The organism is Rhizobium sp. BK591, assembly GCF_014195045.1.
Lineage (GTDB): Bacteria > Pseudomonadota > Alphaproteobacteria > Rhizobiales > Rhizobiaceae > Rhizobium > Rhizobium anhuiense.
The window spans coordinates 86,050-112,615 of the sequence record NZ_JACIAZ010000002.1 but is presented as its reverse complement, the minus strand read 5'-3'; the positions used below and the strand labels follow the sequence as shown (position 1 = coordinate 112,615).

The 26,566-nt window shown below is 58.5% G+C and carries 26 protein-coding genes and 2 pseudogenes; 19 read left to right on the top strand and 9 right to left on the bottom strand.

Annotated elements, in window-relative coordinates; all coding sequences use genetic code 11:
• Window positions 1–51: 51 nt before the first annotated feature.
• Window positions 52–2,697, bottom strand: coding sequence for a DNA ligase D (ligD, locus tag FHX10_RS07655; RefSeq protein ID WP_097596306.1), 2,646 nt, complete (start codon window positions 2,695–2,697; stop codon window positions 52–54).
• 250 nt (window positions 2,698–2,947) lie between these two features.
• Between ligD and FHX10_RS07650 the strand changes: the two genes are divergently transcribed.
• The gene (locus tag FHX10_RS07650; RefSeq protein WP_028755977.1) at window positions 2,948–3,175 is read left to right on the top strand and encodes a hypothetical protein; all 228 of its coding nucleotides are present in this window, start codon (window positions 2,948–2,950) and stop codon (window positions 3,173–3,175) included.
• A gap of 89 nt (window positions 3,176–3,264) precedes the next feature.
• Here FHX10_RS07650 and FHX10_RS07645 read toward each other — a convergent pair whose 3' ends face one another.
• A complete protein-coding gene (locus FHX10_RS07645) occupies window positions 3,265–3,669 on the bottom strand; it encodes a response regulator (protein WP_049810872.1) in 405 nt (134 codons plus the stop codon).
• A 742-nt stretch (window positions 3,670–4,411) separates the two neighbouring features.
• Here FHX10_RS07645 and FHX10_RS07640 point away from each other — a divergent pair.
• From FHX10_RS07640 to FHX10_RS07630, 3 genes are all read left to right on the top strand, one after another.
• The gene (locus FHX10_RS07640; protein ID WP_028755978.1) at window positions 4,412–4,729 is read left to right on the top strand and encodes a PepSY domain-containing protein; all 318 of its coding nucleotides are present in this window, start codon (window positions 4,412–4,414) and stop codon (window positions 4,727–4,729) included.
• Between the two features lie 16 nt (window positions 4,730–4,745).
• Window positions 4,746–5,345 (top strand): general stress protein, encoded by a 600-nt coding sequence (locus FHX10_RS07635; protein WP_028755979.1) that lies wholly within the window; start codon window positions 4,746–4,748, stop codon window positions 5,343–5,345.
• A gap of 421 nt (window positions 5,346–5,766) precedes the next feature.
• The gene (locus FHX10_RS07630; RefSeq protein WP_244604757.1) at window positions 5,767–6,027 is read left to right on the top strand and encodes a hypothetical protein; all 261 of its coding nucleotides are present in this window, start codon (window positions 5,767–5,769) and stop codon (window positions 6,025–6,027) included.
• A 177-nt stretch (window positions 6,028–6,204) separates the two neighbouring features.
• On the opposite strand, the gene FHX10_RS07625 is transcribed toward FHX10_RS07630, so the two are convergent.
• Window positions 6,205–6,822: a CGNR zinc finger domain-containing protein gene (locus tag FHX10_RS07625; RefSeq protein WP_028755980.1), complete on the bottom strand. Its 618-nt coding sequence runs from the start codon at window positions 6,820–6,822 to the stop codon at window positions 6,205–6,207.
• A 90-nt stretch (window positions 6,823–6,912) separates the two neighbouring features.
• On the opposite strand from FHX10_RS07625, the gene FHX10_RS07620 reads away from it, so the two are divergent.
• Both FHX10_RS07620 and FHX10_RS07615 read left to right on the top strand, forming a co-directional pair.
• Entirely contained in the window at window positions 6,913–7,851 is a 939-nt protein-coding gene (locus tag FHX10_RS07620; RefSeq protein WP_165932226.1) for a DMT family transporter, read from the top strand.
• Window positions 7,852–8,021: 170 nt separating this feature from the next.
• Window positions 8,022–8,220 (top strand): annotated as a pseudogene (locus FHX10_RS07615) (cold-shock protein).
• Between the two features lie 153 nt (window positions 8,221–8,373).
• Here the strand turns inward: FHX10_RS07615 and FHX10_RS07610 are convergent.
• Complete coding sequence (locus FHX10_RS07610) at window positions 8,374–8,685, bottom strand: DUF982 domain-containing protein (RefSeq protein WP_028757698.1); 312 nt, start codon at window positions 8,683–8,685, stop codon at window positions 8,374–8,376.
• A 191-nt stretch (window positions 8,686–8,876) separates the two neighbouring features.
• Here FHX10_RS07610 and FHX10_RS07605 point away from each other — a divergent pair.
• From FHX10_RS07605 to FHX10_RS07570, 8 genes and pseudogenes are all read left to right on the top strand, one after another.
• Window positions 8,877–9,901, top strand: a pseudogene (locus FHX10_RS07605) (sensor histidine kinase).
• Window positions 9,902–9,967: 66 nt separating this feature from the next.
• The gene (locus tag FHX10_RS07600; RefSeq protein ID WP_132573562.1) at window positions 9,968–11,179 is read left to right on the top strand and encodes an MFS transporter; all 1,212 of its coding nucleotides are present in this window, start codon (window positions 9,968–9,970) and stop codon (window positions 11,177–11,179) included.
• An 831-nt stretch (window positions 11,180–12,010) separates the two neighbouring features.
• Window positions 12,011–12,325 (top strand): co-chaperone GroES, encoded by a 315-nt coding sequence (gene groES, locus FHX10_RS07595; RefSeq protein ID WP_028757336.1) that lies wholly within the window; start codon window positions 12,011–12,013, stop codon window positions 12,323–12,325.
• Between the two features lie 57 nt (window positions 12,326–12,382).
• Window positions 12,383–14,011, top strand: a complete 1,629-nt coding sequence (groL, locus tag FHX10_RS07590) for a chaperonin GroEL (protein ID WP_028756276.1) — start codon at window positions 12,383–12,385, stop codon at window positions 14,009–14,011.
• 54 nt (window positions 14,012–14,065) lie between these two features.
• On the top strand, window positions 14,066–14,311 hold the full coding sequence (locus FHX10_RS07585) for a hypothetical protein (protein ID WP_028756277.1): 246 nt from the start codon (window positions 14,066–14,068) through the stop codon (window positions 14,309–14,311).
• A 50-nt stretch (window positions 14,312–14,361) separates the two neighbouring features.
• Complete coding sequence (locus tag FHX10_RS07580) at window positions 14,362–14,781, top strand: hypothetical protein (protein ID WP_028756278.1); 420 nt, start codon at window positions 14,362–14,364, stop codon at window positions 14,779–14,781.
• 87 nt (window positions 14,782–14,868) lie between these two features.
• Entirely contained in the window at window positions 14,869–15,963 is a 1,095-nt protein-coding gene (locus tag FHX10_RS07575; RefSeq protein ID WP_028756279.1) for a glycosyltransferase family 4 protein, read from the top strand.
• A 16-nt stretch (window positions 15,964–15,979) separates the two neighbouring features.
• Window positions 15,980–18,184, top strand: coding sequence for an amylo-alpha-1,6-glucosidase (locus tag FHX10_RS07570; protein WP_028757339.1), 2,205 nt, complete (start codon window positions 15,980–15,982; stop codon window positions 18,182–18,184).
• A gap of 40 nt (window positions 18,185–18,224) precedes the next feature.
• Here the strand turns inward: FHX10_RS07570 and FHX10_RS07565 are convergent, their stop codons facing one another.
• Entirely contained in the window at window positions 18,225–18,449 is a 225-nt protein-coding gene (locus FHX10_RS07565; protein ID WP_028756281.1) for a hypothetical protein, read from the bottom strand.
• Between the two features lie 217 nt (window positions 18,450–18,666).
• Here FHX10_RS07565 and FHX10_RS07560 point away from each other — a divergent pair, with 217 nt between their 5' ends.
• Both FHX10_RS07560 and FHX10_RS07555 read left to right on the top strand, forming a co-directional pair.
• Window positions 18,667–19,140: an Hsp20 family protein gene (locus FHX10_RS07560; RefSeq protein WP_028756366.1), complete on the top strand. Its 474-nt coding sequence runs from the start codon at window positions 18,667–18,669 to the stop codon at window positions 19,138–19,140.
• Between the two features lie 93 nt (window positions 19,141–19,233).
• On the top strand, window positions 19,234–19,743 hold the full coding sequence (locus FHX10_RS07555; protein ID WP_028756365.1) for an Hsp20/alpha crystallin family protein: 510 nt from the start codon (window positions 19,234–19,236) through the stop codon (window positions 19,741–19,743).
• Between the two features lie 494 nt (window positions 19,744–20,237).
• Here the strand turns inward: FHX10_RS07555 and FHX10_RS07550 are convergent, their stop codons facing one another.
• A complete protein-coding gene (locus tag FHX10_RS07550; RefSeq protein ID WP_097596435.1) occupies window positions 20,238–22,073 on the bottom strand; it encodes a methyl-accepting chemotaxis protein in 1,836 nt (611 codons plus the stop codon).
• A 721-nt stretch (window positions 22,074–22,794) separates the two neighbouring features.
• Window positions 22,795–22,989 (bottom strand): hypothetical protein, encoded by a 195-nt coding sequence (locus FHX10_RS07545; protein WP_003577126.1) that lies wholly within the window; start codon window positions 22,987–22,989, stop codon window positions 22,795–22,797.
• Window positions 22,990–24,286: 1,297 nt separating this feature from the next.
• Between FHX10_RS07545 and FHX10_RS07540 the strand changes: the two genes are divergently transcribed.
• The 3 genes from FHX10_RS07540 to FHX10_RS07530 all read left to right on the top strand — a co-directional run bounded on the left by FHX10_RS07540 (window position 24,287) and on the right by FHX10_RS07530 (window position 25,417).
• Complete coding sequence (locus tag FHX10_RS07540; protein WP_097596434.1) at window positions 24,287–24,553, top strand: DUF982 domain-containing protein; 267 nt, start codon at window positions 24,287–24,289, stop codon at window positions 24,551–24,553.
• A 122-nt stretch (window positions 24,554–24,675) separates the two neighbouring features.
• Window positions 24,676–24,828 carry a diguanylate cyclase domain-containing protein gene (locus FHX10_RS35550; protein WP_312862844.1) on the top strand — a complete coding sequence of 51 codons (153 nt, stop codon included), beginning with the start codon at window positions 24,676–24,678 and terminating at the stop codon, window positions 24,826–24,828.
• 316 nt (window positions 24,829–25,144) lie between these two features.
• Window positions 25,145–25,417 (top strand): BON domain-containing protein, encoded by a 273-nt coding sequence (locus FHX10_RS07530; RefSeq protein WP_097544234.1) that lies wholly within the window; start codon window positions 25,145–25,147, stop codon window positions 25,415–25,417.
• A 258-nt stretch (window positions 25,418–25,675) separates the two neighbouring features.
• On the opposite strand, the gene FHX10_RS07525 is transcribed toward FHX10_RS07530, so the two are convergent.
• Both FHX10_RS07525 and FHX10_RS07520 read right to left on the bottom strand, forming a co-directional pair.
• On the bottom strand, window positions 25,676–25,912 hold the full coding sequence (locus tag FHX10_RS07525) for a hypothetical protein (RefSeq protein ID WP_097544233.1): 237 nt from the start codon (window positions 25,910–25,912) through the stop codon (window positions 25,676–25,678).
• A gap of 148 nt (window positions 25,913–26,060) precedes the next feature.
• Window positions 26,061–26,243 carry a DUF3606 domain-containing protein gene (locus FHX10_RS07520; protein WP_097596433.1) on the bottom strand — a complete coding sequence of 61 codons (183 nt, stop codon included), beginning with the start codon at window positions 26,241–26,243 and terminating at the stop codon, window positions 26,061–26,063.
• Window positions 26,244–26,566: the final 323 nt, after the last annotated feature.

The window sequence follows — 26,566 nt, the reverse complement described above, 5'->3', positions numbered from 1 at the left end:
AGCAATGCCGGCTACCACCTCGAGCCAGATCCGCGATGAACTACTTCTCAATCAAGCCGCCACCCGGGCCTTTGCGAGGCGCTTCATCGCCTGCTCCAGCGGCCGCTGGCCGTCGCAATAGTCCTCCCAAGCCGACGATTTCGACAGAAGCGCCGGAACAGTGCGGATGGTAAAGCGCTTGGGGTCGAGGCCGGATTTGACCTGCGTCCAGCTCAACGGCATCGAGACAGTGGCGCCCGGTCGAGCCCGCGGCGACAACGGCGCCACCGCGGTTGCCATTCGGTCGTTGCGAAGATAGTCGAGGAAGATGCGGCCGTTCCTCAGGCTCTTCGTCATCTTGATCAGATAGAGTTGCGGATTGTCGCGCGCCATCTGTTGGCAGACGTCATGCGCGAAGCCCTTCGCTTGCGCCCAAGAAAGCGGCTCGCTCTTGTCGACGGCAAGCGGGGTGACGACGTGCAGGCCCTTGCCGCCGGTTGTCTTGCAGAAGCTTATCAGGCCCAGTTCGTCGAGACGGTCGCGCATTTCGCGGGCTGCGGAAACGACCTCGGAGAAGGGCACACCCGGACCTGGATCGAGGTCGAAGACCAGTCGTCCCGGCACCTCAGGCTTATGCGGCTCGCAATTCCAGGGATGCAGTTCGACGGCGCCGATCTGCGCGACGGCAGCCAGACCCTCGACCCGGTCGATCTGCAGATAGGGCTTTTTGTCGCCGAAGACTTTGACCAGTTCGAGCAGGTTGGAGGTGCCGGGCATAGCATGGCGCTGGAAGAACTGCTCGCCGCCGACCCCGTCGGGTGTCCGGATGATGGAACATGGACGTCCCTTGATGTGCTCGATCAGCCAGGAACCGACCGCTTCGTAGTAACGGGCCAGCTCCTCCTTGGTGACGGGTTTGCCGTCATTGGCATCCGGCCACAGCGGCTTGTCAGGGTTGGAGATCAGCACGTCCATGACCTCCGCCTTGGCGCCCTTTCGCCTGACCGGCCTGGCCTTCGTCTCCGCCGCCGGCTGCGGCACGTCCGTCTGCGCGGGTTTCGCCGGCCGTTCGGCCTTGACCTCCTTGGCCGGCTTGTCTGTGCGCAGCCCCTTGAACGCCGCCTGCCGGACAATACCGTCGGCCGTCCAGCCTGCGAATTCAATTTCCGCCACGAGCTCCGGCTTCAGCCACTTGACCTCGGCCTCCTTTTTCGGCGCGCCGATGCCGGTGAAAGGCGATTTCACCGTCTCGAGCGCCTCCAGCTTCGGAAGCAGCGTTTCCACCTTCTTCGCACCATATCCGGTGCCGACGCGGCCGACATAAACGAAGTGGTCGCCCCGGTAGACGCCGACCAGCAGAGATCGGAATTTACCGTTGGTCTTGGCATAGGCGCCGATCACGACTTCGTGGCCAGCGCGGCATTTCGACTTTGCCCAGCTTTCGGTGCGGCCGGATTGATAGGGTGCATCCGCCTGTTTCGAGACGATGCCTTCCAGTGACAGTTTGCAGGCAGACCGAAGGACCGCATCACCGCCCGTTTCGAAATGCTCGACGAAACGGATGCGCGGATCGCTGCCGGCGTCGGACAGAAGGCTTTGAAGCCGCTCCTTACGCTCGACGAGTGGCAAGGATCGCAAATCTTCGCCACCCTCATAGAGAAGATCGAATGCGAAATAGACGAGCTCGCCGGTCCTGCCTTCCGAGAGAGCCGCCTGCAGGGCTGCAAAATCCGGCGCGCCGCTTTCATCGAGTGCGCAGATCTCGCCATCGATGATGGCGTCCGGCAGGGCCGACGCTGCCTGGGCAATCTCGGGATACTTGCCGGTCCAGTCGAGTCCTTTCCTGGTCTTCAGCGTCGTCTCGCCATCCAGCACCCGCATCTGGATCCTGTAGCCGTCGAACTTAATCTCGTGAATCCAGCCGGTGCCGGGGGGCGGGCGCTCCACGGTTTGGCAAAGCTGCGGCGCAATGAAATCAGGCAGATCGACCGTTGTGACCGTCTTCGATTTTCGCCCGGCCCTGTCATCCTCTTTTCGCTCTTCGGCCGCCAGTCCCTGATTGCTGTCCCAGACGGCATCGGCCTGAACGTCGCCGCCCTCGACCATGAAAGGCTTGGGTTTTCGTCCCCTTCCCGTGGCAATCATCTCCATCGTACGTCCGGAGGCAACTGATGTCTGGTTTTCCTCAAGTATGGCCGCGCCGTTCTCGTCGACGGAGAACTCGTCGTGGTGTTTGATCAGCAGCCAGTTTGTCCGCTTGCCGCGGTCGCGATCGTTGCGCATGCGCACCAGCACGAAGCTGCCATGCAGCCGTTTGCCCTCCAGCGTAAACTTGAAATCGCCTTTCGCCAGGGCCTGCTCCGGGCTCATCTTGCCTTCCGGTTCCCAATAGCCCCGATCCCAGAGCATGACCGTGCCGCCGCCATACTGGCCTTTCGGAATGGTGCCTTCGAAATCACCATAGTCGAGCGGGTGGTCTTCGACCTCGACGGCCAGCCGCTTGTCATGCGGATCGAGGGACGGCCCCTTCGTGACGGCCCACGACTTGAAGACGCCATCGAGCTCGAGCCTGAGGTCGTAATGCAGGCGGGTAGCATCATGTTTCTGGATGACGAAGCGACGACGATTGCTGCGCGCGAGGCGCTTTTCACCGCTCGGTTCGGCGGTTTTCTGAAAATCGCGCTTCGACCGATAGGTCGATAGTTTGTCCGTGGCCATGGTCGTTCCCAAAAAGCGGTCCGACAATGAAATGTCAGCAGGTGGCTGGAAGTTCCGTGGCGTTGCCTCAACGCACCTTAGGGCGAGGGCTAGTTCAGCGGCCTGGCCATCCTGGATGCTTCATAGACGCCAATGGGAAGCCGGCCAGCCCACGGGTGACCGTTATCCACCCGATGACGACCTCGACAAGCTGAGGCATTCTCATTTCCAGGATTTCTGCTATCGTTCACTTGTCATGGGAGTTGGCGTCATGGTTGCAGCAAGTTTGGTTCCGGATGCGTTTTACTGGGCGAAGTCCTCGAAGCACTTCGACGGACGAATAACGATCGTTCAGGTCTCCACGGTTTTCGGGGAGGATCCTGCTTACTGGACGCTGGCGCTCGTGGGAACCGATCAGCACGCCATGCCCGCGGACTTCGAGATCATCGCTTCGGCAGAGCTCGCAGACGGATACCCCCTCCGTCATGCCGCCGAGTGAACCACCAATCCGACAAGCTTTCCCTTCGGAGGATCACCGGAACAGGATGATTGGCTTCGCCGCGCTCGGCCTTGCGGAAACTCGGTGCATTAAATTCGCTCGGCGCGTGGGATGCAAACCTGGTAAGTCGCCAGCCGTCGAAGCGTGTAAGCGAGCTCGTCGGCATCATATGGTTTGGAGAAGAACACCCCACGCTCGGGCAGGCCCTCCCTGCCGATCGTCACCCTCCCCGACACGACGACGATCTCGATCAGGGGCCATCTTTCGCGGACCAAGGCGGCCAGCGCCAAGCCATCCATCGTACCCGGCACCTCGACCTCGGTCAGGACGATGGCGATATCGCTCCTGCGTTCCAGGATGAGGACCGCATCATCCGCGTTCGTCGCCTCGAGCGCTTCCAGTCCGACCGCTTCGACAACGTCCACCGCCATCATCATCAGCAGGGGCTCGTCTTCGACGACGAGCACTGCATGCCTTCCGTGAGGATGCGTCATGCCGTATTACCGTGAATCATAACCGCGAACCTCCGCATTTCAATTTGGTTCCCGGACGTCCATTTGATGGTTGGCAGGTTTATGCGCCCGTTTTGCCGGGGGACTTGAATTGAACATAACCCGAAGCTATCTACGGATCATCGGCGTTGCTGGTGAGTGCTCCACGCGAGTGTTCGCGACTGCCGAAGTCGCTTATCTGCTTTTGACCACGGATGTACTGGCACTGGTGTGAAGAGCGATGTTGGAAAGGTCGGTGCGATTTCGCCCCGGCCTTTTTTATTGCCCGCTGCTCGGGGTAGAGAGCTTGGCCCCGCGTTTGACGGCGCTCGCGCACCGAGAATTCGGAAAAAACCGGTGCGTTCACCATCTCCGTAACGTCCGGTTGGCACGCCGCGACCTCGGCGAATAAATCGGCAGCGGTTCGGCCGGGCCGAGACTCTTTGGGCCGGTAAAAAATGTCTCGCCTTAATCTCCTGTGCAAAGGAAAGCACAACTTTAGGAGTTAAAAGTCCCATCGCCTATGTGAGGCTTTTGAATTGCTCATTGGAGGTCGCTCGCTCCACGCCTCATTGTCCGCTCGTTTTGCCGCGGCACCGGGAGGGATAGTATTATTTCGGGGTCTCGTTGCCGTATATTTAAAAAAATCAATTGCATACTTCCCTGCGGCGGCGAGGAACAAAAATCTTCTCTGGCGGTTTTGAGAGCATGGATCTGCCTGATCCGCAAACGGAGGAAACACCATATGAAGAAGATCATGTTGGCAGCGGCAATTTTTGGCGCCTCTGTCGTCGCAACTTTCGCCCAAACACCGCCGGCTCCATCTCCGGATGGAAATACACCAGCAGTTGCAACCCCGGATACCAAAAATCCGACTGCGCCCGTTGAGGGTGCCAACAGCTTTACCGAAGCTCAGGCGAAGGATCGCATTGCGGAAGCCGGCTACACCGACGTCAAGGATCTCAAGCTCGACGACAAGGGGATCTGGATGGCCTCTGGCATGAAGGATGGCAAAGCCGTCTCCATAGCCCTCGATTATCAAGGCAACATCGTCGCCAAGTAACCCAAGGAGAAGCATGATGAGAACTGTAACCGGACTTTTCGATGACTACTCTGACGCTCGCTCCGCCGTCACCAAATTGGAAGCGGCAGGCGTTCCCTCAACCGACATCAGTATCGTCTCCAACAAGGCCGGCCGCATCGATCGCGACTCCGACGTTGGAGAGGATGCCGCGACCGGTGCCGGCATTGGCGCTGCCCTCGGAGGCGCTGGCGGCCTGCTCACCGGACTGGGCCTGATGGCCATTCCCGGTGTCGGACCGGTGGTTGCCGCAGGCTGGCTTGCCGCGACTGCGGCCGGGGCTGTTGCCGGCGCCGTCGCTGGTGGTGCCGCTGGTGGCCTAATCGGCGCCCTCACCGACTCCGGCGTCTCGGAAGATGATGCCCACCTTTATGCCGAAGGCGTCCGCCGTGGTGGCAGCTTGGTTACGGCCCGGGTCGACGACGCCCGCGCTTCCGAGGCGCAGGCCATTCTCCAGGGTTCGAACTGGGTCGACCCGGTTGAACGTCGGCGTGCCTATAACGAGCAGGGATGGACCCGGTTTGACGATACGCTCGATCCATATGCCCCTGAACAGATTGCGCAAGAGCGCGACCGGTACCGGCGGACCGCCATCTAACCGGCTTCGAGTTCAACCCTCCTCGCGCTGCGCAAGGAGGGTTGAAGCGCAGCTGGCGTCTCCCCTATCGAGCACCATCTTGCGATAGCGGCAAAAGCCACACGTCGCTTGATGAGATGGCGTTTCCGCCGCGGGGATCGATGGCCGCGGTGGTATGCCATGGCTGGCAATGAAATCGCGAAGAGCTGCTTCCGCGTGCTTCGCCTTGGAGCAGCAACGCCGATAACGTGCGATCTCCTGAATTTTGAATCATAGCACGTTGCTCTGACCTCAGAGCTGCCGCGGCGAGCTTGTTTTGAAGAGACGGCGTTTCCACTGCCCGTGACGGACATTGGCTTGTGTTTGCCATGGGCTTGTGTTTTTCCGTCGACAACGACGGAGCGGCGCCTGGCCGATAATCGCGATAGAGGAATGGATCACAATGCTCTCCGCCGAACAAAAGAGTGAATTTCATCGAGCCTTCGAACGTCGCCGGCCTTATGCCGATGGTGAAGCGGACGCGTATCTTGAATCTGACAGCGTCACTGCATTTTCTCCTCTAGAAGACAGTGACCTTTCGTTTCGGTTGGCGCTGACCAGCAATGAGACACTCGACCTTGCGACCAACCCGATCTGCGCGGGACGGCTGGCCGCAGCCTTGCTCGACCTGATAGCGAAGAGGGGGACTTTGTCGTCGACCTGACGATCTGGGACGCTGGAAGCGGGGAGCAGCTTGTGATGCTCAAGCCCTGACGAGCCCACGGTTAGGATACCGCGGCGATCTTCGCCGTCAGCGGGTGCATGTAATCCCACTTTCGCGTTTGCGCTAACGAAGACGAAGACGAAGACGAAGACGAATTTGGCCGGTCAGCCTGGGTGATCAACTGGCTTGGATAGCCCGAAACCTGCGCACTCTAGCATGCGATCCGCAGGTTTTGTCCGAGCACCATCGTCTGAGGCCGCCACGAGATTGATCCAGAAAGAGCCAGCCGCAATTTGGACCTTGACACGCACGTACAGGACGGCGTGCGTGTCGCGACGTCAGCAGTTCGGCGGCTGACTGGGCGATACGAGTACTGATTGCATCCAAATCTTTGGCATCCGCCGGACGCCACTGGATCCTGCCTCCAACGCAGCTCAGTGATTGCTGCAGTTGCGCACGCCGGGCCATGCCGGCAACGAGGTCGAGATCGTCCCGGCTGATCGGGCTTGCATCATATTCGGACAGAAACAGGCGGCTAAGAGCCTCCCGCAACTCCTTAGCTTCTCCGAGTTCCTTTTTCGCGTCGGACGGCGACCCGCCGGCCTTAGCTAGTAAGGTATCGCGTTCTTTGTCGTCGATCAGATCGAGACGACGGGCCCAGGCCACGAGGTCATCGTAGCTATTCAGGAAATCCGGGCCCCAACGTTCACCGCGACTATCGACCGTGTTGACGAAGTCGAGCGCTGGATGACCGCCGAGAAGGCTGATGTCATGGATCGTCTTTAGCGTGTTCATAATTTGAATATCGTTTCCGGGAACGATTTGGGCAAGGGCGAGTTGTAACGGTCTAAATGATTTTTACACGTTACACGGATCGGAGCCCCGATGCCCAGCGGTGCCAACAAAAATCATCTGCGCTTTCTGATGTTATGCATAATCTGGGGAAGCACCTGGATCGGAACCAAGGCCGGCATCCAAGCCGTGCCGCCGCTCGTGTTCGCCGGCACGCGGTTCACCGCTGCCGGCATGTTGCTTCTTCTCTACGCTTGGGCGAATGGCAACATAGCGGGGCTGAAGGTGAGAGATGGCATTCGCTTTACCGCCGCCAGTATGCTGATGATTACGCTCTGCTACGGCCCATTGTTCTGGGGCATGCAGTATATCAATTCCGGGACTGCCGCCGTTCTGGAAATGTCGCTCACTCCGATCGCGCTCCTGGTATTTGCTCTCCTGCTAGGCGAAGAGACATTGGATGGCCGGCGGATCTTCGCGATCGCTCTGGGGGTCTGTGGACTGGTCGTCCTGTTCTGGCCGGCTTCCGCCTATGTAAGTCTGCCTGAAGCCTTCCCAGGCGCGAGCCTATGGGGGGGATTGGCGGTTGCATCAGCGGCCTTCACCTATGGTTACGGCTCGGTGTTGGCCCGTCCACTTCTCCGATCCTATCCGGCCTTGTTCGTTTCAGGTGTGACGACCTCGTTCGGAGGCTTCGTGCTGCTGATGGTAGCCCTGGCTTTCGAACCGGGGGCAGTTTCCGCCCTCTCCGGCGACTGGGGCATGATTGCCTGGCTTGGCTGGTTCTTCCTTGTGATCTTTGGCTCGCTAATCGGCTACACGACCTTCATGCGCTTGCTGCGGGATATCGGCGCATCCCGCGCCGGTAGCTATGCCTTCGTTTCGCCGGTCATCGCTGTCGCCCTCGGCGCTGCTGTCTTCGCGGAGCGGATAACAGTGATGGATGTGATCGGCATCATCGTAATGCTGAGTGGCGCCTGTCTCGCCATGTCAGGAGCGCCGGCGACCGAACATACCGCTCTCGAAAGCTGAATCAGATCGAACTGAGTTCCAGTTGTATCAAATGTTGGAGACCAGAGATGGCAACGACACTGATAACGAAAATCCAGCAGGGGCAAACAGGCGCCTGTTCTTGAGGCAGGGCGGATAGTGGAGCCCTTATCGTTCGCATCCTCCGCGAGCTGGAGGCGCATCGGCCGGATGTGCTCGGAAACGTGCCGGCTGAGCGCTGCGACAAGGGCTTCGGCTTCATCACGCCTGAGGGCGGCGGACAGGATGTGTTTGTTCACGTCTCTGCCTTGCAACGCGGCCGTTCGCTGCGCGAAGGCAATAAGGTCAGCTTCGAGGTCGGAGGACCGCAAGACCGGAAAGTCGAAGGCTGAGAACGTTTCGGTCTTCTGATCGGCTGTCGTAGATTTGCCAGGCTGCTTAGATAGGCGAGCCCAGCACCACGATGTCGTCATAGACCGGCGCGACCGTGCCGAAGATAGCGCGGCCGGGGAAGGCGCTATGCCGGACCTCGCCTCCGATGAGGCGAGGTCGTCACTGATACCCCTAGATGATAGCAAGGCGCGCAGGCCGAGCCGGATGCGCGGTCGGCTTTCTCTTCCAAGGAACAAGAACGGACGGCATGCCGGCTTCCAAGCAGGCGGCCACGAAGGCCTCCCGCGCGATAATGCCGGCGGTGGTGTCGTTGAGGGCGCCACGGCACGTCTTGACTGCTCGCTCGTGGCGCTCTCCGTGACGCAACGGCCATTCGTTTTCGAGAAAGTCCAAGGCGTCGTATGCGCCTGTGAAACTGCGCTCCAAACCGCACTGCAGCCGGATTCTTACCGGCTGGGTCCATGGGACATCGTTCTGCGGCATTTTTTCCTCCTTTCATGCCACCAATGGTCCTGTCGAAATGATATTGTTAGGGATAGCCGATCATTCAAGGACCGTCAGAACCGTCGAGTAGCCCATTGCAAACGCCAGCGCCGTCCCCAATGTCAGGCGGCGTCCTAGAAACAGGATGAGGCCCTTTTTCTTGCGGGCCCTGGGAAGGATCGGGCCATCATATGATCATGAAACTCTTTTCCAACTCCAGTCGCTCCCGAGAGCGCTTTCTCGAAGCCATTCTCCAAAGTGCGATCGAATATGCGATCATCTCGACAGATCTGGATGGGCTGGTGACCACCTGGAATGAGGGCGCGCGACGGATCCTCGGATGGGATGAGGCCGAGATGGTCGGCCGGCCTGCGGCCGTGATTTTCACCGAGGAAGACCGGCAGGCGGGGGTTCTTCAACGGAAATGACCGCCGCTTTGACCGAAGGTCATGGCAATGACGAGCGCTGGCACGTTCGCAAGGACGGCTCGTTGTTTTGGGCGTCGGGTCAGATGATGGCATTGACGACGGATGACGGCGAAGTCGAGGGCTTCGTGAAGATTCTCAGAGATCAGACAGAGCAGAGAGAGAACGAGGAACGACAGCGCGTTCTGATGCACGAGCTCTCGCACCGGATGAAGAATACGCTCACCGTCATTCAGGCTATCACCAGCCAATCCTTCCGAAACGCGAGCTCTATAGAGGATGCGGAACAGGCGATCTCGGCACGGATCAATGCATATGCCAAAGCGCACGAAATTTTGCTACAGCGGAATTGGCTGGGCGCTACCCTGACGGCGATTGTCGAGGCGACGGCTATCAATCTCGGACTAGAGACGTCGGAACGGTTCAAAGCAAGCGGTCCTGCTGTTGAATTGGGTCCTCAGGCGGCTCTTTGCTTCTCCCTCGTGCTGCACGAACTTGTCACCAACGCCAACAAGTATGGTGCGCTATCGGGAGAGACCGGGATAGTCGAAATCGATTGGTCTGTGCGCGACGAGGCGGGTGACAAGCGCCTAGACTTCCGTTGGCGGGAGGTCGGTGGCCCTGCGGTAGAAGCGCCGGATAAGAAGGGGTTCGGCTTTCGACTCATCAACTCCAGTCTCTCCGCCTTCGGCGATGTCACTGTTGGCTACGCGCCGACAGGTTTTGTCCTGTCGGTGGACGCATCGCTTCTGAAACTGCAATTCAAAACGTATTCCGACGCTGAGGAATAATTCGAGAGAACGATCTGCAAGAGTTAGGGGCGCTTGGCGTCGTCGGTTCGGAACCATTCGCACCGATTGACATTGCTTCTGGATCTCGCAAACGGCGGACGCTTGATGCACAACAACAGGAAGCAGTTCTTCGTCCTCGCTCTTGCCTTTCTGATGAGCATGTTCTTTCGCAGCTATTTCGGCGTGGTCGGTCCGATGGTCGCTGCCGACATCGATCTCGACCCCAGCCGCTATGGATACGCGGCGTCGGCCTTCTTCATTTCGTTCGGGCTGCTGCAGATGCCACTGGGCTCAGCCTTCGACCGCTTCGGCGCAGGAACGCCTATGACTGTTTTAATGATCGTCGGCGCCATGGGGGCCGCGTTGGTCGCCATGGCACGAACGGCCGGACAGCTTGTTGCCGGTCAGGCGGTCCTGGGCGCGGGATGCGCGCCGATCTTCATGGGAGTGGTCTATCAGTTCGGAAGTCTTGGCGACGGGGTGGCCGCGCGGAGAAAGATCACCGCCGTCAGCGCTGTTGGCACCATCGGCGCCCTTCTATCGGCATCGCCTATGGTTTGGCTTTCTGAAGTCCTCGGGTGGCGCGGGGCGATGCTTGTTGCAGCGTCAGCGATGGCGCTTTGCGCGGTTGGCGTCGCCTTTCAAATGGCACCAACGCCACAAGAAGGACAATCGGAAGAGGCGACTGAGAGCAGGCCAGCGGGCTTAGTCTACCTCTTGCCAATATGCCTAACCCTGTCGCTCGGAGGGACTTTTCGCAATGCTTGGGCGACCCCTTACCTGTCCGGGGTGTTCTCCGCGGATCAGCGTGTCTCAGGTTTCGCGCTGACGATCGTGAGCGCCGTCGGCATAGGGACGTCCTTTGCTATTCCCGCGCTCGTATCCAAAGTGTCACCGCGAAGCATCGTGACGGCTGGGATGGTCGCGGCGACGATCGCCGCTTTCGCAATGGCCGTCTCGCCCGGTTCCAGTATTGTCGCCGCCGTCGCTCTGATCTGCCTGCTTTATTCAATCGGCAACCTCCATCCCCTGGTTATGGCCGAAGCGCAGGAACTCGCACCTTCCAAGCACCGAGGCCTTTTGTTGGGCTTTCTCAACACCCTTGTGTTTTTCGGAGTTGCGATCTCTTCGGCTGTATTTGGATGGATCGCCCAAAGTGCCGGTGGACCCTCCGCCACGTTTGAGATCATCTTGTTCAGTACCGCAGGCTGTCTCGCCATCGGCCTGACAGCGTATTTGGCGAGGCCAGCCTGGCGGAGCATCGCAAACCAACGTTAACCGGTCGCCGAGCGAAAGGTGGATCTGTCGAGCGCCAATTTGCGGCCGATCCGAGCATAGCCAGCGTCAAAGGCAGGTCGTGCCCCTCTGTCGCGCGGAATTTATTTCAGTTCAAATTACTTAGTCACTGCTGGAACTTTTTCTGGAGCGTCGCGTTTTGAGCGCGGATGTGATTGCGATTTTTCGCTAACGTCCGCCTTTCCATGTCCGCTCACCATTGCGCCCCGCGTCTCCGCGGGGCGATTTTTGCGTATATTTGGTGGGGATCAGCTCCCAGTGTTAACCTGGTGCATGGCCACTTCTGATCTTGCCTTGTCGACCAGTCAAAATGCTCGTCAATCGTTGATCTTAGCTGTGTTCTCGGGCCGAATTGGCGGGCCCACCTTCCACTGAACGCTTGGGGTGCCGTTGATCGGCGTCTTCCCCGATCCTAATGCTTGCCGACACTATTCGTATTGTCGGTCAGCAGACGCAACATGCCCCACGCCGTGGCTCGTGACCGCTCTATCGCCGGGAAGCGAAAAGATCTGTCGCCATAGGCCAATCATGCCGATTCATCTCGGTTTCGCGACAGCCTGCAGGGTTCTGTAAATTTTGCGGTCATCACCGATTTTTGAATACCGGAGGCGTTGTTGTTGTGTTTTTCCAGTGTGTTAGCAGCCGGCGATGAAGAGTGCTAATTTTTTTGTTTTGACCTCTTGAAATCAAAAAACCGACAAACCAGATCATTTTGCGCAAAACGCTCGAGTGAGGTTTTGCACCCGCCCGGACTAGTCATCCGGTCCGGGCGGGGGAACAACGTCATCATTGTTTGTCCATCGGAGGGAAAACATGTCGTTCCGACCGCTTCATGATCGCATTCTTGTCCGCCGGGTTGAGTCTGAAGAGAAAACCAAAGGCGGAATCATCATTCCCGATACCGCCAAGGAAAAACCTCAGGAAGGCGAGGTCATCGCCGTCGGCCCCGGCGCGCGCAACGATGCCGGCCAGATCCAGGTGCTTGACGTCAAGGCTGGCGATCGCATCCTGTTCGGCAAATGGTCCGGCACAGAGATCAAGATCAACGGCGAGGACCTGTTGATCATGAAAGAAAGCGATGTCATGGGCGTCATCGAAGCCCCGGCAGAGCAGAAGCAGGCCGCCTGAGCCGTCCACCCCACCAATCTATCAGTCAAATAGCTGCCTATTAGAGGAGTTAGAGAAATGGCTGCAAAAGACGTTAAATTTAACACCGATGCTCGTGAACGCATGCTGCGTGGGGTCGATGTGCTTGCCAACGCAGTGAAGGTGACCCTCGGCCCGAAGGGCCGCAACGTTGTGATCGACAAGTCCTTCGGCGCACCGCGCATCACCAAGGACGGCGTTTCGGTCGCCAAGGAAGTCGAACTCGAAGACAAGTTCGAAAATATGGGCGCCCAGATGCTGCGCGAGGTGGCATCGAAGACCAACGATCTCGCCGGCGACGGCACCACGACCGCAACCGTGCTTGCTCAGGCAATCGTCAAGGAAGGCGCCAAGGCGGTGGCGTCGGGCATGAACCCGATGGACCTGAAGCGCGGCATCGACCTGGCCGTTGACGCCGTGGTCAAGGAACTGAAGACCAACGCGCGCAAGATCTCCAACAATTCGGAAATCGCCCAGGTCGGCACGATATCGGCCAATGGCGACGAAGAGATCGGTCGGTATCTTGCCGAGGCCATGGAAAAGGTTGGCAACGAGGGCGTCATCACCGTTGAAGAAGCCAAGACCGCCGAAACCGAACTCGAAGTCGTCGAAGGTATGCAGTTCGACCGCGGCTATTTGAGCCCTTATTTTGTGACCAACCAAGATAAGATGCGCGTCGAGCTCGAAGATCCCTATATTCTCATCCACGAGAAGAAGCTGTCGAACCTGCAGTCGATGCTGCCGGTTCTCGAAGCCGTCGTCCAGTCCGGCAAGCCGCTCCTCATCATCGCTGAAGACGTCGAAGGCGAAGCTCTTGCAACGCTCGTCGTCAACAAGCTGCGTGGCGGCCTGAAGATCGCTGCCGTCAAGGCGCCTGGCTTCGGCGACCGCCGCAAGGCCATGCTCGAAGACATCGCCATCCTGACCGGCGGCACCGTCATCTCCGAAGACCTCGGCATCAAGCTTGAAAACGTGACGCTGAACATGCTCGGCCGTGCCAAGAAGGTGTCGATCGAAAAGGAGAACACGACCATCATCGACGGCGTCGGCTCGAAAACGGAAATCGATGGCCGGGTCGCGCAAATCCGCGCCCAGATCGAAGAGACCACTTCGGACTACGACCGCGAGAAGCTCCAGGAACGCCTTGCCAAGCTCGCCGGTGGCGTTGCCGTCATCCGCGTCGGCGGCTCGACGGAGGTCGAAGTGAAGGAGAAGAAGGATCGGGTCGACGACGCCCTGCATGCGACCCGGGCAGCGGTCGAAGAGGGTATTCTGCCCGGCGGTGGCGTTGCCCTTCTGCGGTCGGTCAAGGCGCTCGACAATCTCACCACCGCGAACCAGGACCAGCGCGTCGGCATCGAAATCGTGCGACGTGCAATCGAAGCCCCGGTGCGTCAGATCGCCGAAAACGCCGGCGCGGAAGGCTCCGTGATCGTCGGCAAGCTGCGTGAGAAGACTGAGTTCGCCTACGGCTGGAACGCTCAGACTGGCGATTATGGCGATCTCTATGCGCAGGGCGTCATCGACCCGGCCAAGGTCGTTCGCACCGCGCTTCAGGATGCAGCCTCGGTTGCCGGCCTGCTGGTGACGACGGAGGCTATGATCGCTGAAAAGCCCAAGAAGGAAGCCGCTCCGGCGATCCCCGCCGGTGCCGGCATGGATTTCTAAGGCCGCCGGCCCGCCCTGCTCTTGAAGGGCGGGCCTCCAGCAATGGAGGAACAAATGGTTCAAACGATCATCAAGAAGTCGCAAGCGCCGCTTGATTCCCGTGACCTCGAAGTCTGCCGACACGTCTTCGATGACCTCAGAACTGTGGCGGACTTGCCTCGCAATTCTGAAGAAGCTGAACGCATCGCGGCAATCGTCGTGGAGCTTTATCGGCAGGGCGTTCGCAATCCCGAACACCTGAAGACCATGGTTCGGGCCGCGCGCGGACTGTTCGAAAAGCAACCCACCCAGGCCGCGTGACATGGGAGAGTCGACAACGTCCATTGGTCCTATATCCGTGGAGTCAGAACATGAGAAAGGAAACTGATAGCAATTCTGCAGCCAAGCATGCCGCAGCAACAATAAGCGCCGCGCATCTATTGCACCCGGCCATGCATTTCGATCATCCCCGCCACGTGCTGTTGGCGGACAATATCAGCAAGGACGAGAAGCGGGCTATTCTGGCCTCTTGGGCGTCCGACGTATGTGCAATCGAATCCATGCCAGCCTGGCGACGCTATCCCGGGACAGAACGGATTGTCTCCTATGATGAGGTTCTTGCGACCTTGAAGGCTCTCGATGGTGACGATCAAAACACATCAGCGCAAAAGCAGACGGCTTCCGTCAATGACAGCCAAAGCCGCCGCCGTAGATCGCTGTCGCACCGATCCGGCGGCTTCGGTCTGTGCAGCTACTGGAAACGAGGACTCAGACAACCATTCGAGATCTAACCGCTCCCCCTGACCGCCGCGTGCCTGTTTCGGACGCGGAGAAGATTTTTACCGACGACTCTTTGCTCAACTGAGGAGGTTTTGCCGATGAAGATCGCTCAGATCGCGCCGCTCCCCGAAAGCGTTCCGCCGAAGCTCTATGGGGGAACGGAGCGGATTGTATCCTATCTCACCGAAGAACTTGTCTCGCAGGGCCACGACGTCACGCTTTTTGCCAGCGGCGACTCCGTCACCGACGCCCGGCTCGTATCCTGCGCGGACGTTGCGCTGCGGCTTAACCCGGCGGTCAAGGACCAACTGCCGCATCAGATTGTGATGCTGGAGGAAATTCGCTGCCGCGCGCATGAGTTTGATGTCCTGCATTTCCATATCGATCTGTTGCATTTCCCGCTGATCCGAAATTTTGCCGACCGCACGCTGACAACCTTGCACGGCCGTCTGGATCTGCCGGATCTCAAGCCCTTCTACCAGACCTTCGCAGATGTTCCGGTCGTTTCGATCTCCAATGACCAACGTAGGCCTATGCCACCGGTCCATTGGGCGGGAACGGTTTACCACGGTCTGCCCACCGGTCTGCTGCCTTTCACGGAAAAGCCAAAGGGCGATTACCTTGCGTTTCTCGGCCGCATTTCGCCGGAAAAGCGACCCGATCGTGCAATAGAGATCGCGGCAAAAGTCGGCATGCAGCTGAAGATCGCCGCCAAGATCGACAATGCCGACATGGCCTACTGGGAAACGGTCATCGAGCCGATGATGAAACGTCATTCCAATGTCGAGTTCATCGGCGAGATCGATGAGCATCAGAAAGCAACCTTCCTTGGAAATGCAGGAGCCTTGCTTTTCCCGATCGATTGGCCGGAGCCGTTCGGACTGGTGATGATCGAGGCAATGGCCTGCGGCACTCCGGTCGTCGCCTTCGGCTGCGGCTCGGTGCCGGAGGTGATCGACAACGGCGTGTCCGGAATTCTGGTCGACAGCGTCACCGACGCGGCCGAGAACGTCGAATGGGCGCTTCGGATGGATCGCCACAAGGTGCGGGCCACGTTCGAGAAGCGCTTTACCGCGGAAAGGATGGCGTACGACTACCTCGACCTCTACCGTAGCCTACCCGGCGTCCGTTCCAAAGTCGCTCCAGTTCGCCGGTCGAACGGGCAGCCGCTCGACTTGCAGCTCGTCGTCTGAGATTTCAGGAGGAGCAATGTCTTCTATAGACAGCAGCCCAGTGCCAGCATCGTCCGGCCCGATGGCAACGGTCGAGAAATTTTTCATTCCGGCTACCTCATCACTGCAGGAGCGCCGGCCGCTCACTCTAAAGCACGGCGATACTTTCGCCGTCTTTGATCACAATGGCGATGCAGTTTCGGGACCAGACAGCCCGGAAGGCCTGTTTCATCGCGATACCCGATATCTCTCGCATCTCAGCCTGACGATCAACGGCAAGCCCCCAATGCTGCTGTCGTCGATACTGCGCGATGACAACGCGACGCTCACCTGCGACCTCACCAATCCCGACCTCTTCGACGACAAGGGTCGGCTTGTCCTCGGCCACGACGTCATCCACCTGCGCAGGTCTCGCTTCCTCTGGAATGCTCAGTGCTACGAGCGACTGTCGATAAGGAATTTTGATGACCGCCCGCGGCCCATTCGTATCGAGATGACTTTCGGAGCGGATTTCGCCGATCTCTTCGAAGTTCGCGGAACCGTAAGGGCAAAAAGAGGGCGCCATCTTTCTCCTGTCGTTGAGCAGGATTGTGTCTTTCTCTCCTATATCGGCCTCGACAACCAAAATCGATCAACGCAACTTTCCTTCGATCCGAAGCCGACCGAACTCACCACCGGCCATGTCACTTATAATCTCCAGCTGGCGCCGCACGAGAGCCGGTCTCTGTTCATAGAAATCGGCTGTGACCAGAAGGAGACTCGAAAACCCGGCCATCGTTCGTTCTTCCTTGCGCTGCGGGATTCGCGCAGAGCCCTGCGCGCCTCTTCGTCGCGCGCCGCCTCGATCACAACGTCGAACGAAATCTTCAACGAAGTCGCCCAACGCAGCATCTCCGATCTCTACATGCTGATGACCGACAAGCCAGAAGGCCCCTATCCCTACGCCGGGATTCCCTGGTTCAGCACAGTCTTCGGGCGCGATGCTCTGATTACGGCGCTGGAGACGCTCTGGCTCGATCCGGAGATCGCACGCGGAGTTCTTGGCCACTTGGCAACCAACCAGGCAACGGAGATCGATCCAGTCGCAGATGCGGAACCCGGCAAGATCCTGCACGAGGTGCGCTGTGGCGAAATGGCCGAGCTCGGCGAGGTTCCTTTTCGCCGCTATTACGGCAGCATCGATTCGACGCCGTTGTTCGTGATGTTGGCCGGTGAATATCTCGGGCGAACCGGTGATTTTGCGACCATCGACCGTCTCCTGCCGCATATCGAAGCCGCACTGACATGGATTGATGACCATGGCGATCGCGACGGCGACGGCTTCGTCGAATATGGGCGACAGACGGAAGAAGGGTTGGTCAACCAGGCATGGAAGGACAGCCACGACTCCATTTTCCACGCGGACGGGACGCTCGCCAAGGGTCCGATCGCGATCGCCGAAGTTCAGGCCTACGTCTATGGCGCGTGGCAGGCGGCGGCCGAGATCTTTCAGCGCCTCGGCCGGCCGGAACGGGCCGCCGGCTTCTTAGCGCGTGCGGAGGGGCTGCGTAGCACCTTTGATACGAGCTTCTTCGACGAGGAACTTGGCACCTACGTGCTGGCGCTCGATGGCGACAAGCGACCCTGCAGGGTCCGCTCCTCCAATGCCGGCCATGCCCTGTTCACCGGCATCGCCTATCCCGAACGGGCCAGACAGCTCACCCTCACTCTGATGAGTGCCTCGTCCTTCTGTGGCTGGGGCATCCGCACCATTGCCTCCACAGAGGCGCTCTACAATCCCATGAGCTATCACAACGGCTCGATCTGGCCGCACGACAACGCCCTGATCGCCAGGGGGCTTGCTCGCTATGGCTATCGCGCGGAAGCCGCGCGGATCTTTGAGGGACTCTTTGCCGCTTCGACCTATATCGAATTGCGGCGGCTTCCCGAACTTTTCTGCGGCCTGCCGCGCAGGCGCGCGCAGGGACCGACCTTCTATCCGGTCGCCTGCTCGCCGCAGGCATGGGCGGCGGCAACGCCTTTGTCGTTATTGCAGTCGTGTCTCGGTCTTGAGTTCGATCCGAACGCCTTGCAGATCAGCTTGAACGAGCCGCGCCTTCCGAGCTTCCTCGATGAGGTCACGTTGCGACACCTGTTAATCGGCAATGGTTCGGCAGACATCGCCATTCGACGTTCCGGACTCAATGTCGTTGTGGACGTGATCGATCGCAAGGGCAACATCCGCGTGCTCGCGACGGCATGACCGGTTGCGTCGATCGCGCCCGGAGCAGCGGCCAGTGATGTCATCTATCCTGCTCTTCCTCCTCGGCGGAAAGCAGATCAACGAGCGCGGCAACCCTGCCTGTCGGCAGACGGCGACCTTCGCCCATCAAGGCTTCGTCGTTGTTGGCCCACGCAAATGCCTCGGCAAGTTCAGTCTTGGTCGCACCTGTCGCGATGACTTCAGCCACCAGCGTTTCGTCGGCAGGCCCAAGCACGGCGATGACGTCGTCTGCGGTCATTATCATAGCAACTTTCTCCTCTCTCCCGCTCGGCCCAGATATGGTGGCGCCTCGGAAAATTTTCAATTTTTTCCACCGAGAAATTCCACTCCCCTTGAAATTCTAAGACACTGAATTATATCGATATTAGTCGATTGCCCAATGGGGATTGACACAGGTCCAGGAGACGCCGTTGCTCTTGGCGTCTCCTTGTATCCATGTTGCTTATAAGGAGGATATGGCTATGAGGACAAACCTCGATTTCTCACCCCTGTTCCGATCGAGCATAGGCTTCGACCGGATGTTCAACGCGCTCGAGGCTGCAAGCCGCGCCGAGACGAGCGACAGTTGGCCGCCTTACGATATCGTCAAAGCTGGCGAGAATGATTACCGCATTGTCATGGCACTGGCGGGCTTCTCACAGGACGAGCTGGCGATGACTCAAGAGCAGAACATGCTCATCGTCTCGGGACAGAAGGCGAGCGACGATGACCTCCAATATCTGCACCGCGGCATCGCCAGCGGCTCGTTCCAGCGTCGCTTCGAACTAGCCGACCATGTCAGGGTCGTGAGTGCGGGTTTCGTCAACGGTCTGCTGACCGTCGATCTCAAGCGCGAAATCCCTGAAGAGATGAAGCCGCGCCAGATCGAGATCCGAACCGGCCAGATGCCGAAGGCCGAGACCAAGCAGATCGAGGGCAAGCAGCAGGCGGCTTAAGCCTTCCCCAGCAGACCGCAAGCAAGGCGCCGGGCCTGGTCCGGCGCCGGCAGCAAAGTTTCGCCAAGCGAACCAACAGAAAGGAGAAGAAACATGAGTGTTCGTGATCTGATTCCCTGGGGCCGCAACAATGGCAACCAGGTTTCAAGTCTCTTGCGCGATGACGACCGTGATCCCTTCCTGTCGCTTCATCGTGAGGTGAACCGTCTGTTCGATGATGTCTTCCGCGGCTTTGGCTCCGGCCTGCCGTCCTTCGGCAACGCCTCCGCCCTCGGGGGTGGATGGCCAAGCGTCGAGATCTCCGACACCGACAAGGAGATCAAGGTGACGGCCGAAGTCCCCGGTCTTGAGGAGAAGGACATCGAGGTCCTGCTCAATGATGGCGTGCTGACGCTGAAGGGCGAAAAGCACTCCGAGAGCGAGGATAAGGATCGCCGGTTTTCCGAGCGCTACTACGGCCGCTTCGAGCGCCGCATCCCGTTCGGTGTCAAGGTCAAGGAAGACCAGGTCGACGCCACCTTCAAGAACGGAATACTGACGATCACCTTGCCGAAGACCGAGGAGGCGCAGTCGCAGGTCAAGCGCATCGCCATCAAGAGTTGATCGAGACGAACGCGCGGCGGCGGCCATCTGCACCCGCCGCGCATCCTTTGCCACCCTGCGGAGGACAAGTGATGGAGACTGGCAGACACACAGATAACGAGAGAACAGCGACGGCTTCCGGCTTGCGCGTCTTAAGCGACAACCGGTGGAGCTATCCTGTTTCTCGCACTCATTGTTTCCCGAAAATACCGTTGCGAGGATTTTCAAACCGTCGCGCTCGGTGACGACATTAGGGACCGAACAGCCGAAAGGGCTGGCGGCTTGTTTTCGACCGCCGCAGCGCGCCATTCAGCGAACCTTTGATGGGCTATACGGGAAGTGCCGACACGCTCACCCATTCCCCACGCTCGAATCCGCCATCCGCTGTGCCGAGCGGCATGGAGGCGAATGAGGCCTCCACGTCGGATCTTGGAGAGGTTGCAGTCGAAAAGAGGCCAAGATCTGCGCGAGGACAGTCTCAGCAACCGCCGCTCGACGAAACGGCCGGGCCATTATCATGCCGCCCTGATCCTGACATTACTTCTCAACGCGGCCACATGGCCGGCGGCGCTGTCGAGATGAAATTGGTTGACGAGTTCACGCAGTCTGCTCGCCTCACTCGACAAAGACGCCGCCGCTGCGGTCGATTGCTCGACCATCGCCGCGTTCTGCTGGGTGGACTGATCCATTTGATTGACGGCGGTGTTGATTTCGGCGAGCCCCGTGGACTGCTCTCGCGCCGACGTTGCGATGGCTGCCATCAGCTGATTGATCTGAGAGACTTGGTCGCCGATAGACTTAAGCGACTGGCCCGTTTCGAGGACTAATTTCACACCCGTGCCGACTTCGACTGATGACTTTTCGATGAGTCCCTTGATTTCCTTCGCCGCCGTCGCTGCGCGCTGGGCGAGTTCGCGTACCTCCTGTGCGACAACGGCAAAGCCTTTACCGGCTTCTCCGGCGCGGGCTGCCTCGACGCCTGCATTCAGCGCCAGAAGGTTTGTCTGGAAAGCGATTTCGTCGATCACGCCGATGATATTGGAGATTTGCTCCGAGCTGTCCTCAATGCGCCTCATAGCCTGTTCGGCTTGAGACACGACGGCAGCGGAACGTTCCGCACTGACATTAGCCTCCTGCGCGACATTGCGGGCCTCGTCGGTTCGTTTGGACGCGGTGGCAACGTTGGTGGTAATCTCATCGAGAGCTGCCGCCGTCTCTTCCAAAGACGCGGCCTGCTGCTCCGTACGCTTGGAAAGATCTTGCGCACCGGACGCGATTTCGCGCGTTCCATTGTCGATGCTGTGCACCGTTTGCAGGACAGCACCGATTGCCGTCCCGAGTTGCTTGAGGGACGTGTTGAAATCTTCCCGCAGTTGCTCGTATTCCTCAGCGAAGGGCTCCGCCAGCTGGAAAGAGACATCGCCGCCTGCAAGACGTCTCAGTCCGTCACCTAGAGTGGTCGTCGCAAACCGTAATTGTTGCGCCTCATGCTCGGCGCGCTCCTGTGCAGCTGCACGTGCGGCCTCCGACTGGCTTCGCGATGCCGACGCTTCCTGTTCCAGGCGGAGGACATGTATGGCGTTCTGTCGGAACACTTCGACCGCTGCTGCCATTGCGCCAATCTCGTCGGCGCGGCCGGCATAAGGGATCTCGCTTTGCAGATCCCCGTCGGACAAGATCTTCATGGCTGAGGCGATGCGGCGGATCGGGCTCGCGACGCCGAGCACGGCGAATATCGTGCCGGCTAAAGCGACCAGAACGGCAAGAGTTGCAATTATTGCTGTGATTACGAATGCCGTGCGTGCGGCGCCCTCGCTTGCCGCCACATAGGTCTCGGTCTGGCTCAAGATGAAGGCCACGAGATCAGAAATCTTCTGGCCGACCAGATCGGATTGCGGCTCCATACTCTCGCGGAAAAAGCTGACCGCCTCGGCGCCCTTTCCGCCGTCCTGTAATTTAGCCATATGCTCAGCAAGCTCGCCGTACTTCTTGAGTTCCGAGTTGACCTGAGTGATCAGTTCCCGGCCCCGCTCGGTACGCACGCCTTTCACATATTCATCGATCGCGGTCTGGACAGCGGACTTGGCGTCGTCGACCAGTTTAGCTTCAACGGCTTGATTTTCTGGTGAAGACTCCAACAGATAGCGCGCGTAAGCAAGCTTCAAATCGGAGAAATTCCCCTTGATATCCCTCGCGGTAACCAGGCGTTTCATCCAGAAGCCACCAATTTGCTGGGTGTTGTCGTTCAAGGTCGAGATCGTGCTGAGGGAACTGTAGGACAGGACAACGAGGAAGGCACAAATGACGGATAAAACCGCAACAAGGGCCTGCTTGACATTCGGGCGCTTCATTCGGATCTCCAGCTCCTGAGGACGACCGCGCGGGTCACGTAGCTGCGAGAATTCGCCCGATTGGCTAATTTAGAATTAACTTTATTTACTTCGGTCGCCGTGGGCCTGATTATTCTCGTTGCTTACAAACGACACATAGCAAAGCCGTCCGCGCGTACCATCAGGGGGTTGCATCCAGCGCCAATTGCGAATCGTGACAATGCCAACCTGGCGCCGACGGGAGCATTCGCGTCGCTGTGCTGGTTCCGCTTCGTCTGACCGGCGGCAGGCGCAGGAGGCAGTCGGCTCGGTATGGACCGGCTAGAATTCCAAGGATGCGAGTGGCAGCGCATCACGTTCGACAAATCGAAGACAGGTCGGCCGGCCGAGGCTCAAGCTTAGGCACGAACGTTTCTTCGCGGTCCTCTTTTGCGGGCCAACATTCGATCTCGGTGCCGGCTTCATGGCATCATTTTACATCCCCACGGGAGCGTCATACGAGGCGGGGCGATCGGGCGAAATTTCAATGTCGCCAATCGAATTGAACGTGGGATCAACGACACGCGAAATCGCTACAGTGCCGTGACGTCGAAAGTGCCTATCGCATGGCGGCAGACGCAGCTGGCCGGCGTCCGATTGCCCTGCAGCCCTGGGTGGGTAGCGTTGTGAAGCAGATGGGATTGCGTTCATGTCGGCCTCCCATGACGGACGCCGCATGACGTAGAAGAATATCTTCTGCCATTCAGTGCGAGGTTATCGCACGACCGCTGGACGCGAGATGCTCTGTAATGGCGCGCCGGATTTCGGTAACCGTGTCGAAGAGCCTGTTGTCCAGGTCAATGACATTGAAGCGGACAGCGATGAATTTGAGGCGGTTTTCGACTGGGACCGCGATCCCGACTTCCTGACCGTTGAATACGACAGCTTGCTTTTGCATAACAAACCTCGGGCGCACCACACCGGAGCACCATCTTACAAAAGTGGGACAAAGGGTTTCCGACGCGTCAGATTGCCGTCGTAGGTCCGTATCGGATCGAGACGAGATCACGCGCTCGCTGGATCATTGCGAAGAAACGAAGTCGGACAAACAACGTCACGATCCTCCTCAAGCGAGATCAAACGACCGCTGAGTATCGCCGGCGAGGCCGGTTATTTCGGAATTTTTCTGTAAAAAACGTAGTCGAGAAACTTCGAGTAAGCAACTGATTTTTGTTATTTTTTTGCGTTTTGAATCGTATGACAATTACCGCATGTGCGAAGTAACAAATGATGTACGTTCGTCCGATACCCATAGTCGAGGGCGGCCCGCCGACGGCTTTACTGGCGATATTGCGGATCGCCCCTGAGCGCAGGTGCTAGGTTGGCGGGATCAAAGAGTCCGATTTCGCTCCCAGGTAGCTTCCGGACAGACGCGATATCCCTGAGGGCTTCAGAAGTACCTGATCACCGTATAACAAGCGATATATCCGATGGGAACATTGCCGCTACAATGTAGTAAGGTCGATAGTTCGACGCCATATGGAAGTTGCCGCTTGCCCTCGGGTAACCGGGGGTTCACCATCTAACCGAAGTATGTGTGAAGCAGCGTTCCGTTCCAGTTGATTTCAATGAGATTTCAGGCTGATGTAGGCACATCTAAATCTATGGCTTGAGAATGCAGCGCTACCAGATACAAGCACTCGAGAACGGAAGGTGGTCGGTCATAGACCACCAGACCGGCAAGCCAATAGTTGACCAGCAATGGTCAAGCGAGAGAACGAGGCTGGAGGCTCAAGCCTTAGCTGATTTTCGCAATGGAATATCGGCCCCTCCTCCACAGCGGATTTCCTCCCGCCTTCAGAAGTTACGTCGAGCTTGGGCACTCCTCGGTCGGCCACGTTCAACTTGAACCGGCTCTTCTTATTCTGGCAATCGCCGATGCGTTAAACTAATCCGAATTTTGGAGGCCGTCGAAATGATATCGATCGGCCTCATCTTTACCCTCGACATCCCTTGCTCACAGAGTTTCAAAACCTTGGGCGAGTGACCTCGATGCCCTGCCGCTGTCGTCATCTATCGCAACAATAGCCGATGCTGCTCAGCGCGCTCCGATACGAAATCGTAGAGCGCCCAATCCTTTCCAGCGGCATACCTTCACACCCGGTCACTCCGGGTAACCAATCGTCAATTACGATTTTGGAATACACGCGTATATTATCCCGCGAATAGCGATGTCTGACCTGAGGTCGACGACAATGAACTGGGACGCAACGTCTGCATTCACACCCGTCGGGCTGGCTCTGCGCGGTCAGCCAGCTCACAGGATCGTTCGCACCCTCGGCGACGCGGCATATATGCTGCTCAGGGACTGGCCTTCCGATGACGGCGAAGAATATGTCACTGCGGTGAAGGCTTGCGTCGATGCGATCAGCGGTGAGATCGCTCCGGAGCAATTTTGGGACGCGTTCTTGCGTGCGGCCGATGAGGCAGGTATCGCTGCGCTGACCGTCGTTCAGCGATGACAACGAGTAAAAGAAGCGGTGGTTGGTGAGGGTGAGACGTTCAGCACGGCTTGCCTCAACTCGTGAGGAGCTCCAGCATCTCGCCTCGCGCGATCCTCTGACCGGTCTTTCAAACCGAGCTCATTCAGCACCGAACTCGCCGTCCGGCTTGCGGCGGCTCCCAAGGCCAGAGCCACTGCGTACTGTTCATAGACCTCGATCGAGTCAAAGCGGTCAACGATACTTTCGGGCACCCGACGGGGACAAGCTCATCTCGCTCGTGGCCCAGCGCATGAATGAGATCATGCAGACGGTCTTCGGGGGAATATTGTCCTGAATGGCATCCAGGCAGGTTTTCACAGGGCGAATCTTCGCTTTTTATGCGACGCCCGACATGGATCGACAAAGCTTCACCAGGGAGGTTCTGACTGGGAACGGCAACATTGCTAAAACCTCCCTGGTGTCCTTTTAACAAGGATGAGGAAAATCTAAGCTGGATCGCGCCGAGGGGAAGACGGACCTAAGTCGGACTGGCGACTCCATAGCCCGCTTCTCATATTAGGTTCTGAGGTAATATGACGGTTCGTGGAGGGCAACGACCAGGAGGACGATATGAAGTTCGGTTCCGACAATGCCAGCCACCAAGAGTGCTGCTCCCAGGGCCATAGTTCGGCCTCGACCATGGCGACGATCAAAGCGACCCTTTCCGCCGCTCAGGATATCGACAGCAGTGCGATCGAGATCAGGATGCTCGGCCCTGTGGTCCTGCTCGAAGGCTACATAACAAACGTTGCGGACCGTGATAAAGCCATCTCGCTTGCGGCGATGATCGTCGGCGAGGAGAACGTCCAGGACCGGATGCTGAGCCGGTTTCCCGCCCAGTAATGGCATCAATCGGATCAGGACAAAGGTCGGGTGAGGCCCGGTCAGCAGGCAGGTGATAGCCCGGACGTTGGCAATACTCAACAGGAAGACGCGTGAGCAGCGCGGCGATTTTTGCCGCCAGCGCTTCGTTTAAGCGGTGCGACGAAACATGCGCGCGACCGCAATCGACCAGGAGAATATGTCTACGGCTGGAAGAAGACGCGCTCGGATCACATGCAGTGCGAATTCGCCGAGTGCAGCCCGATCTGATTTGGCCTGTCAATGCACTGAGCTCGAAGATGGCGCGTTTACGCGCGTGGCGGCCAGCCCGACGTAAGTGCCGATCAGAACGGTCGCCATCTCCTCTAAAGAGCGACAGCCCTCGTTGTAGAGTTCGATGGCGGCATCACACAAAAAGGAGGACGCTTGATCGTCCCACTCCACCTCGTAGTACCGATACCATTCACGGACGGCCTTCGACATCAGCAGGTGGTCTTCCTGTAAGCACTTGGACATGCGTTACCCCAGACATGGCGGCGGCAGGCGTGCGCGGCTATGACTGCTTCGTTCCGACCACAGCGGGGTCGCCATCATTCAGACTAACAAAGACAGGACTTCACGGGAACCTGCCTCGTCCATGGATAGGGCAACACCGCTTGGCCGTCTAACGGCGACCAATCTCGGCCTCGACCTTCTTCCGTGCGTTTCCAGCGCTCTTCACGGCCTTCTTGACAGCATCTTTCGAGACGCCTTCCTTCGTTGCTTCGTACTTGACCTCGTGATCCTGACCGCCGGCCACGCGAGCTCGATCCTGTGCGCGGCCGCGGGATGTCGGTGTCTGTGCCATCGGGCTTCTCCTTCGAATGAACGTTCGCAGTACAAACTCACAAGGATTCCGGTGGTTCCCGGGAGACAGTGGATGGCGATGCTGCGCTTGAAGCGGCTGCGGAATTCCCTAAGCGGTGCCCGCCATTGTGCTGGGAGGAAGGTGGTTACCGTGGCGCTCGAACTGAACAAATCTCCACCTTTCCACTACTGTCGGGCGCAATTCGGCCAGCGGTGACGGCGGAATCAATTTGAGAGAGAATTTCCGTAAAGTATTGAAAAATGATTCGTTTTGAGTCGGAACGAATCACCCTGACACGTCTTTGAGTCGCGTATTAATGATTC

What these genes read in the sequence shown, in the direction of transcription:
- FHX10_RS07540 (WP_097596434.1), top strand. Translation starts at nt 24,287, where the DNA reads ATGAACTGGGACGCAACGTCTGCATTCACACCCGTCGGGCTGGCTCTG.
- FHX10_RS07625 (WP_028755980.1), bottom strand. Translation starts at nt 6,822, where the DNA reads ATGAACACGCTAAAGACGATCCATGACATCAGCCTTCTCGGCGGTCAT.
- FHX10_RS07575 (WP_028756279.1), top strand. Translation starts at nt 14,869, where the DNA reads ATGAAGATCGCTCAGATCGCGCCGCTCCCCGAAAGCGTTCCGCCGAAG.
- FHX10_RS07610 (WP_028757698.1), bottom strand. Translation starts at nt 8,685, where the DNA reads ATGCCGCAGAACGATGTCCCATGGACCCAGCCGGTAAGAATCCGGCTG.
- FHX10_RS07635 (WP_028755979.1), top strand. Translation starts at nt 4,746, where the DNA reads ATGAGAACTGTAACCGGACTTTTCGATGACTACTCTGACGCTCGCTCC.
- FHX10_RS07525 (WP_097544233.1), bottom strand. Translation starts at nt 25,912, where the DNA reads ATGTCCAAGTGCTTACAGGAAGACCACCTGCTGATGTCGAAGGCCGTC.
- FHX10_RS07580 (WP_028756278.1), top strand. Translation starts at nt 14,362, where the DNA reads ATGAGAAAGGAAACTGATAGCAATTCTGCAGCCAAGCATGCCGCAGCA.
- FHX10_RS07545 (WP_003577126.1), bottom strand. Translation starts at nt 22,989, where the DNA reads ATGCAAAAGCAAGCTGTCGTATTCAACGGTCAGGAAGTCGGGATCGCG.
- FHX10_RS07630 (WP_244604757.1), top strand. Translation starts at nt 5,767, where the DNA reads ATGCTCTCCGCCGAACAAAAGAGTGAATTTCATCGAGCCTTCGAACGT.
- FHX10_RS07550 (WP_097596435.1), bottom strand. Translation starts at nt 22,073, where the DNA reads ATGAAGCGCCCGAATGTCAAGCAGGCCCTTGTTGCGGTTTTATCCGTC.
- FHX10_RS07585 (WP_028756277.1), top strand. Translation starts at nt 14,066, where the DNA reads ATGGTTCAAACGATCATCAAGAAGTCGCAAGCGCCGCTTGATTCCCGT.
- groES (WP_028757336.1), top strand. Translation starts at nt 12,011, where the DNA reads ATGTCGTTCCGACCGCTTCATGATCGCATTCTTGTCCGCCGGGTTGAG.
- FHX10_RS07555 (WP_028756365.1), top strand. Translation starts at nt 19,234, where the DNA reads ATGAGTGTTCGTGATCTGATTCCCTGGGGCCGCAACAATGGCAACCAG.
- ligD (WP_097596306.1), bottom strand. Translation starts at nt 2,697, where the DNA reads ATGGCCACGGACAAACTATCGACCTATCGGTCGAAGCGCGATTTTCAG.
- FHX10_RS07620 (WP_165932226.1), top strand. Translation starts at nt 6,913, where the DNA reads ATGCCCAGCGGTGCCAACAAAAATCATCTGCGCTTTCTGATGTTATGC.
- FHX10_RS07645 (WP_049810872.1), bottom strand. Translation starts at nt 3,669, where the DNA reads ATGACGCATCCTCACGGAAGGCATGCAGTGCTCGTCGTCGAAGACGAG.
- FHX10_RS07520 (WP_097596433.1), bottom strand. Translation starts at nt 26,243, where the DNA reads ATGGCACAGACACCGACATCCCGCGGCCGCGCACAGGATCGAGCTCGC.
- FHX10_RS07640 (WP_028755978.1), top strand. Translation starts at nt 4,412, where the DNA reads ATGAAGAAGATCATGTTGGCAGCGGCAATTTTTGGCGCCTCTGTCGTC.
- FHX10_RS07565 (WP_028756281.1), bottom strand. Translation starts at nt 18,449, where the DNA reads ATGATAATGACCGCAGACGACGTCATCGCCGTGCTTGGGCCTGCCGAC.
- FHX10_RS07530 (WP_097544234.1), top strand. Translation starts at nt 25,145, where the DNA reads ATGAAGTTCGGTTCCGACAATGCCAGCCACCAAGAGTGCTGCTCCCAG.
- FHX10_RS07560 (WP_028756366.1), top strand. Translation starts at nt 18,667, where the DNA reads ATGAGGACAAACCTCGATTTCTCACCCCTGTTCCGATCGAGCATAGGC.
- FHX10_RS07650 (WP_028755977.1), top strand. Translation starts at nt 2,948, where the DNA reads ATGGTTGCAGCAAGTTTGGTTCCGGATGCGTTTTACTGGGCGAAGTCC.
- FHX10_RS07570 (WP_028757339.1), top strand. Translation starts at nt 15,980, where the DNA reads ATGTCTTCTATAGACAGCAGCCCAGTGCCAGCATCGTCCGGCCCGATG.
- groL (WP_028756276.1), top strand. Translation starts at nt 12,383, where the DNA reads ATGGCTGCAAAAGACGTTAAATTTAACACCGATGCTCGTGAACGCATG.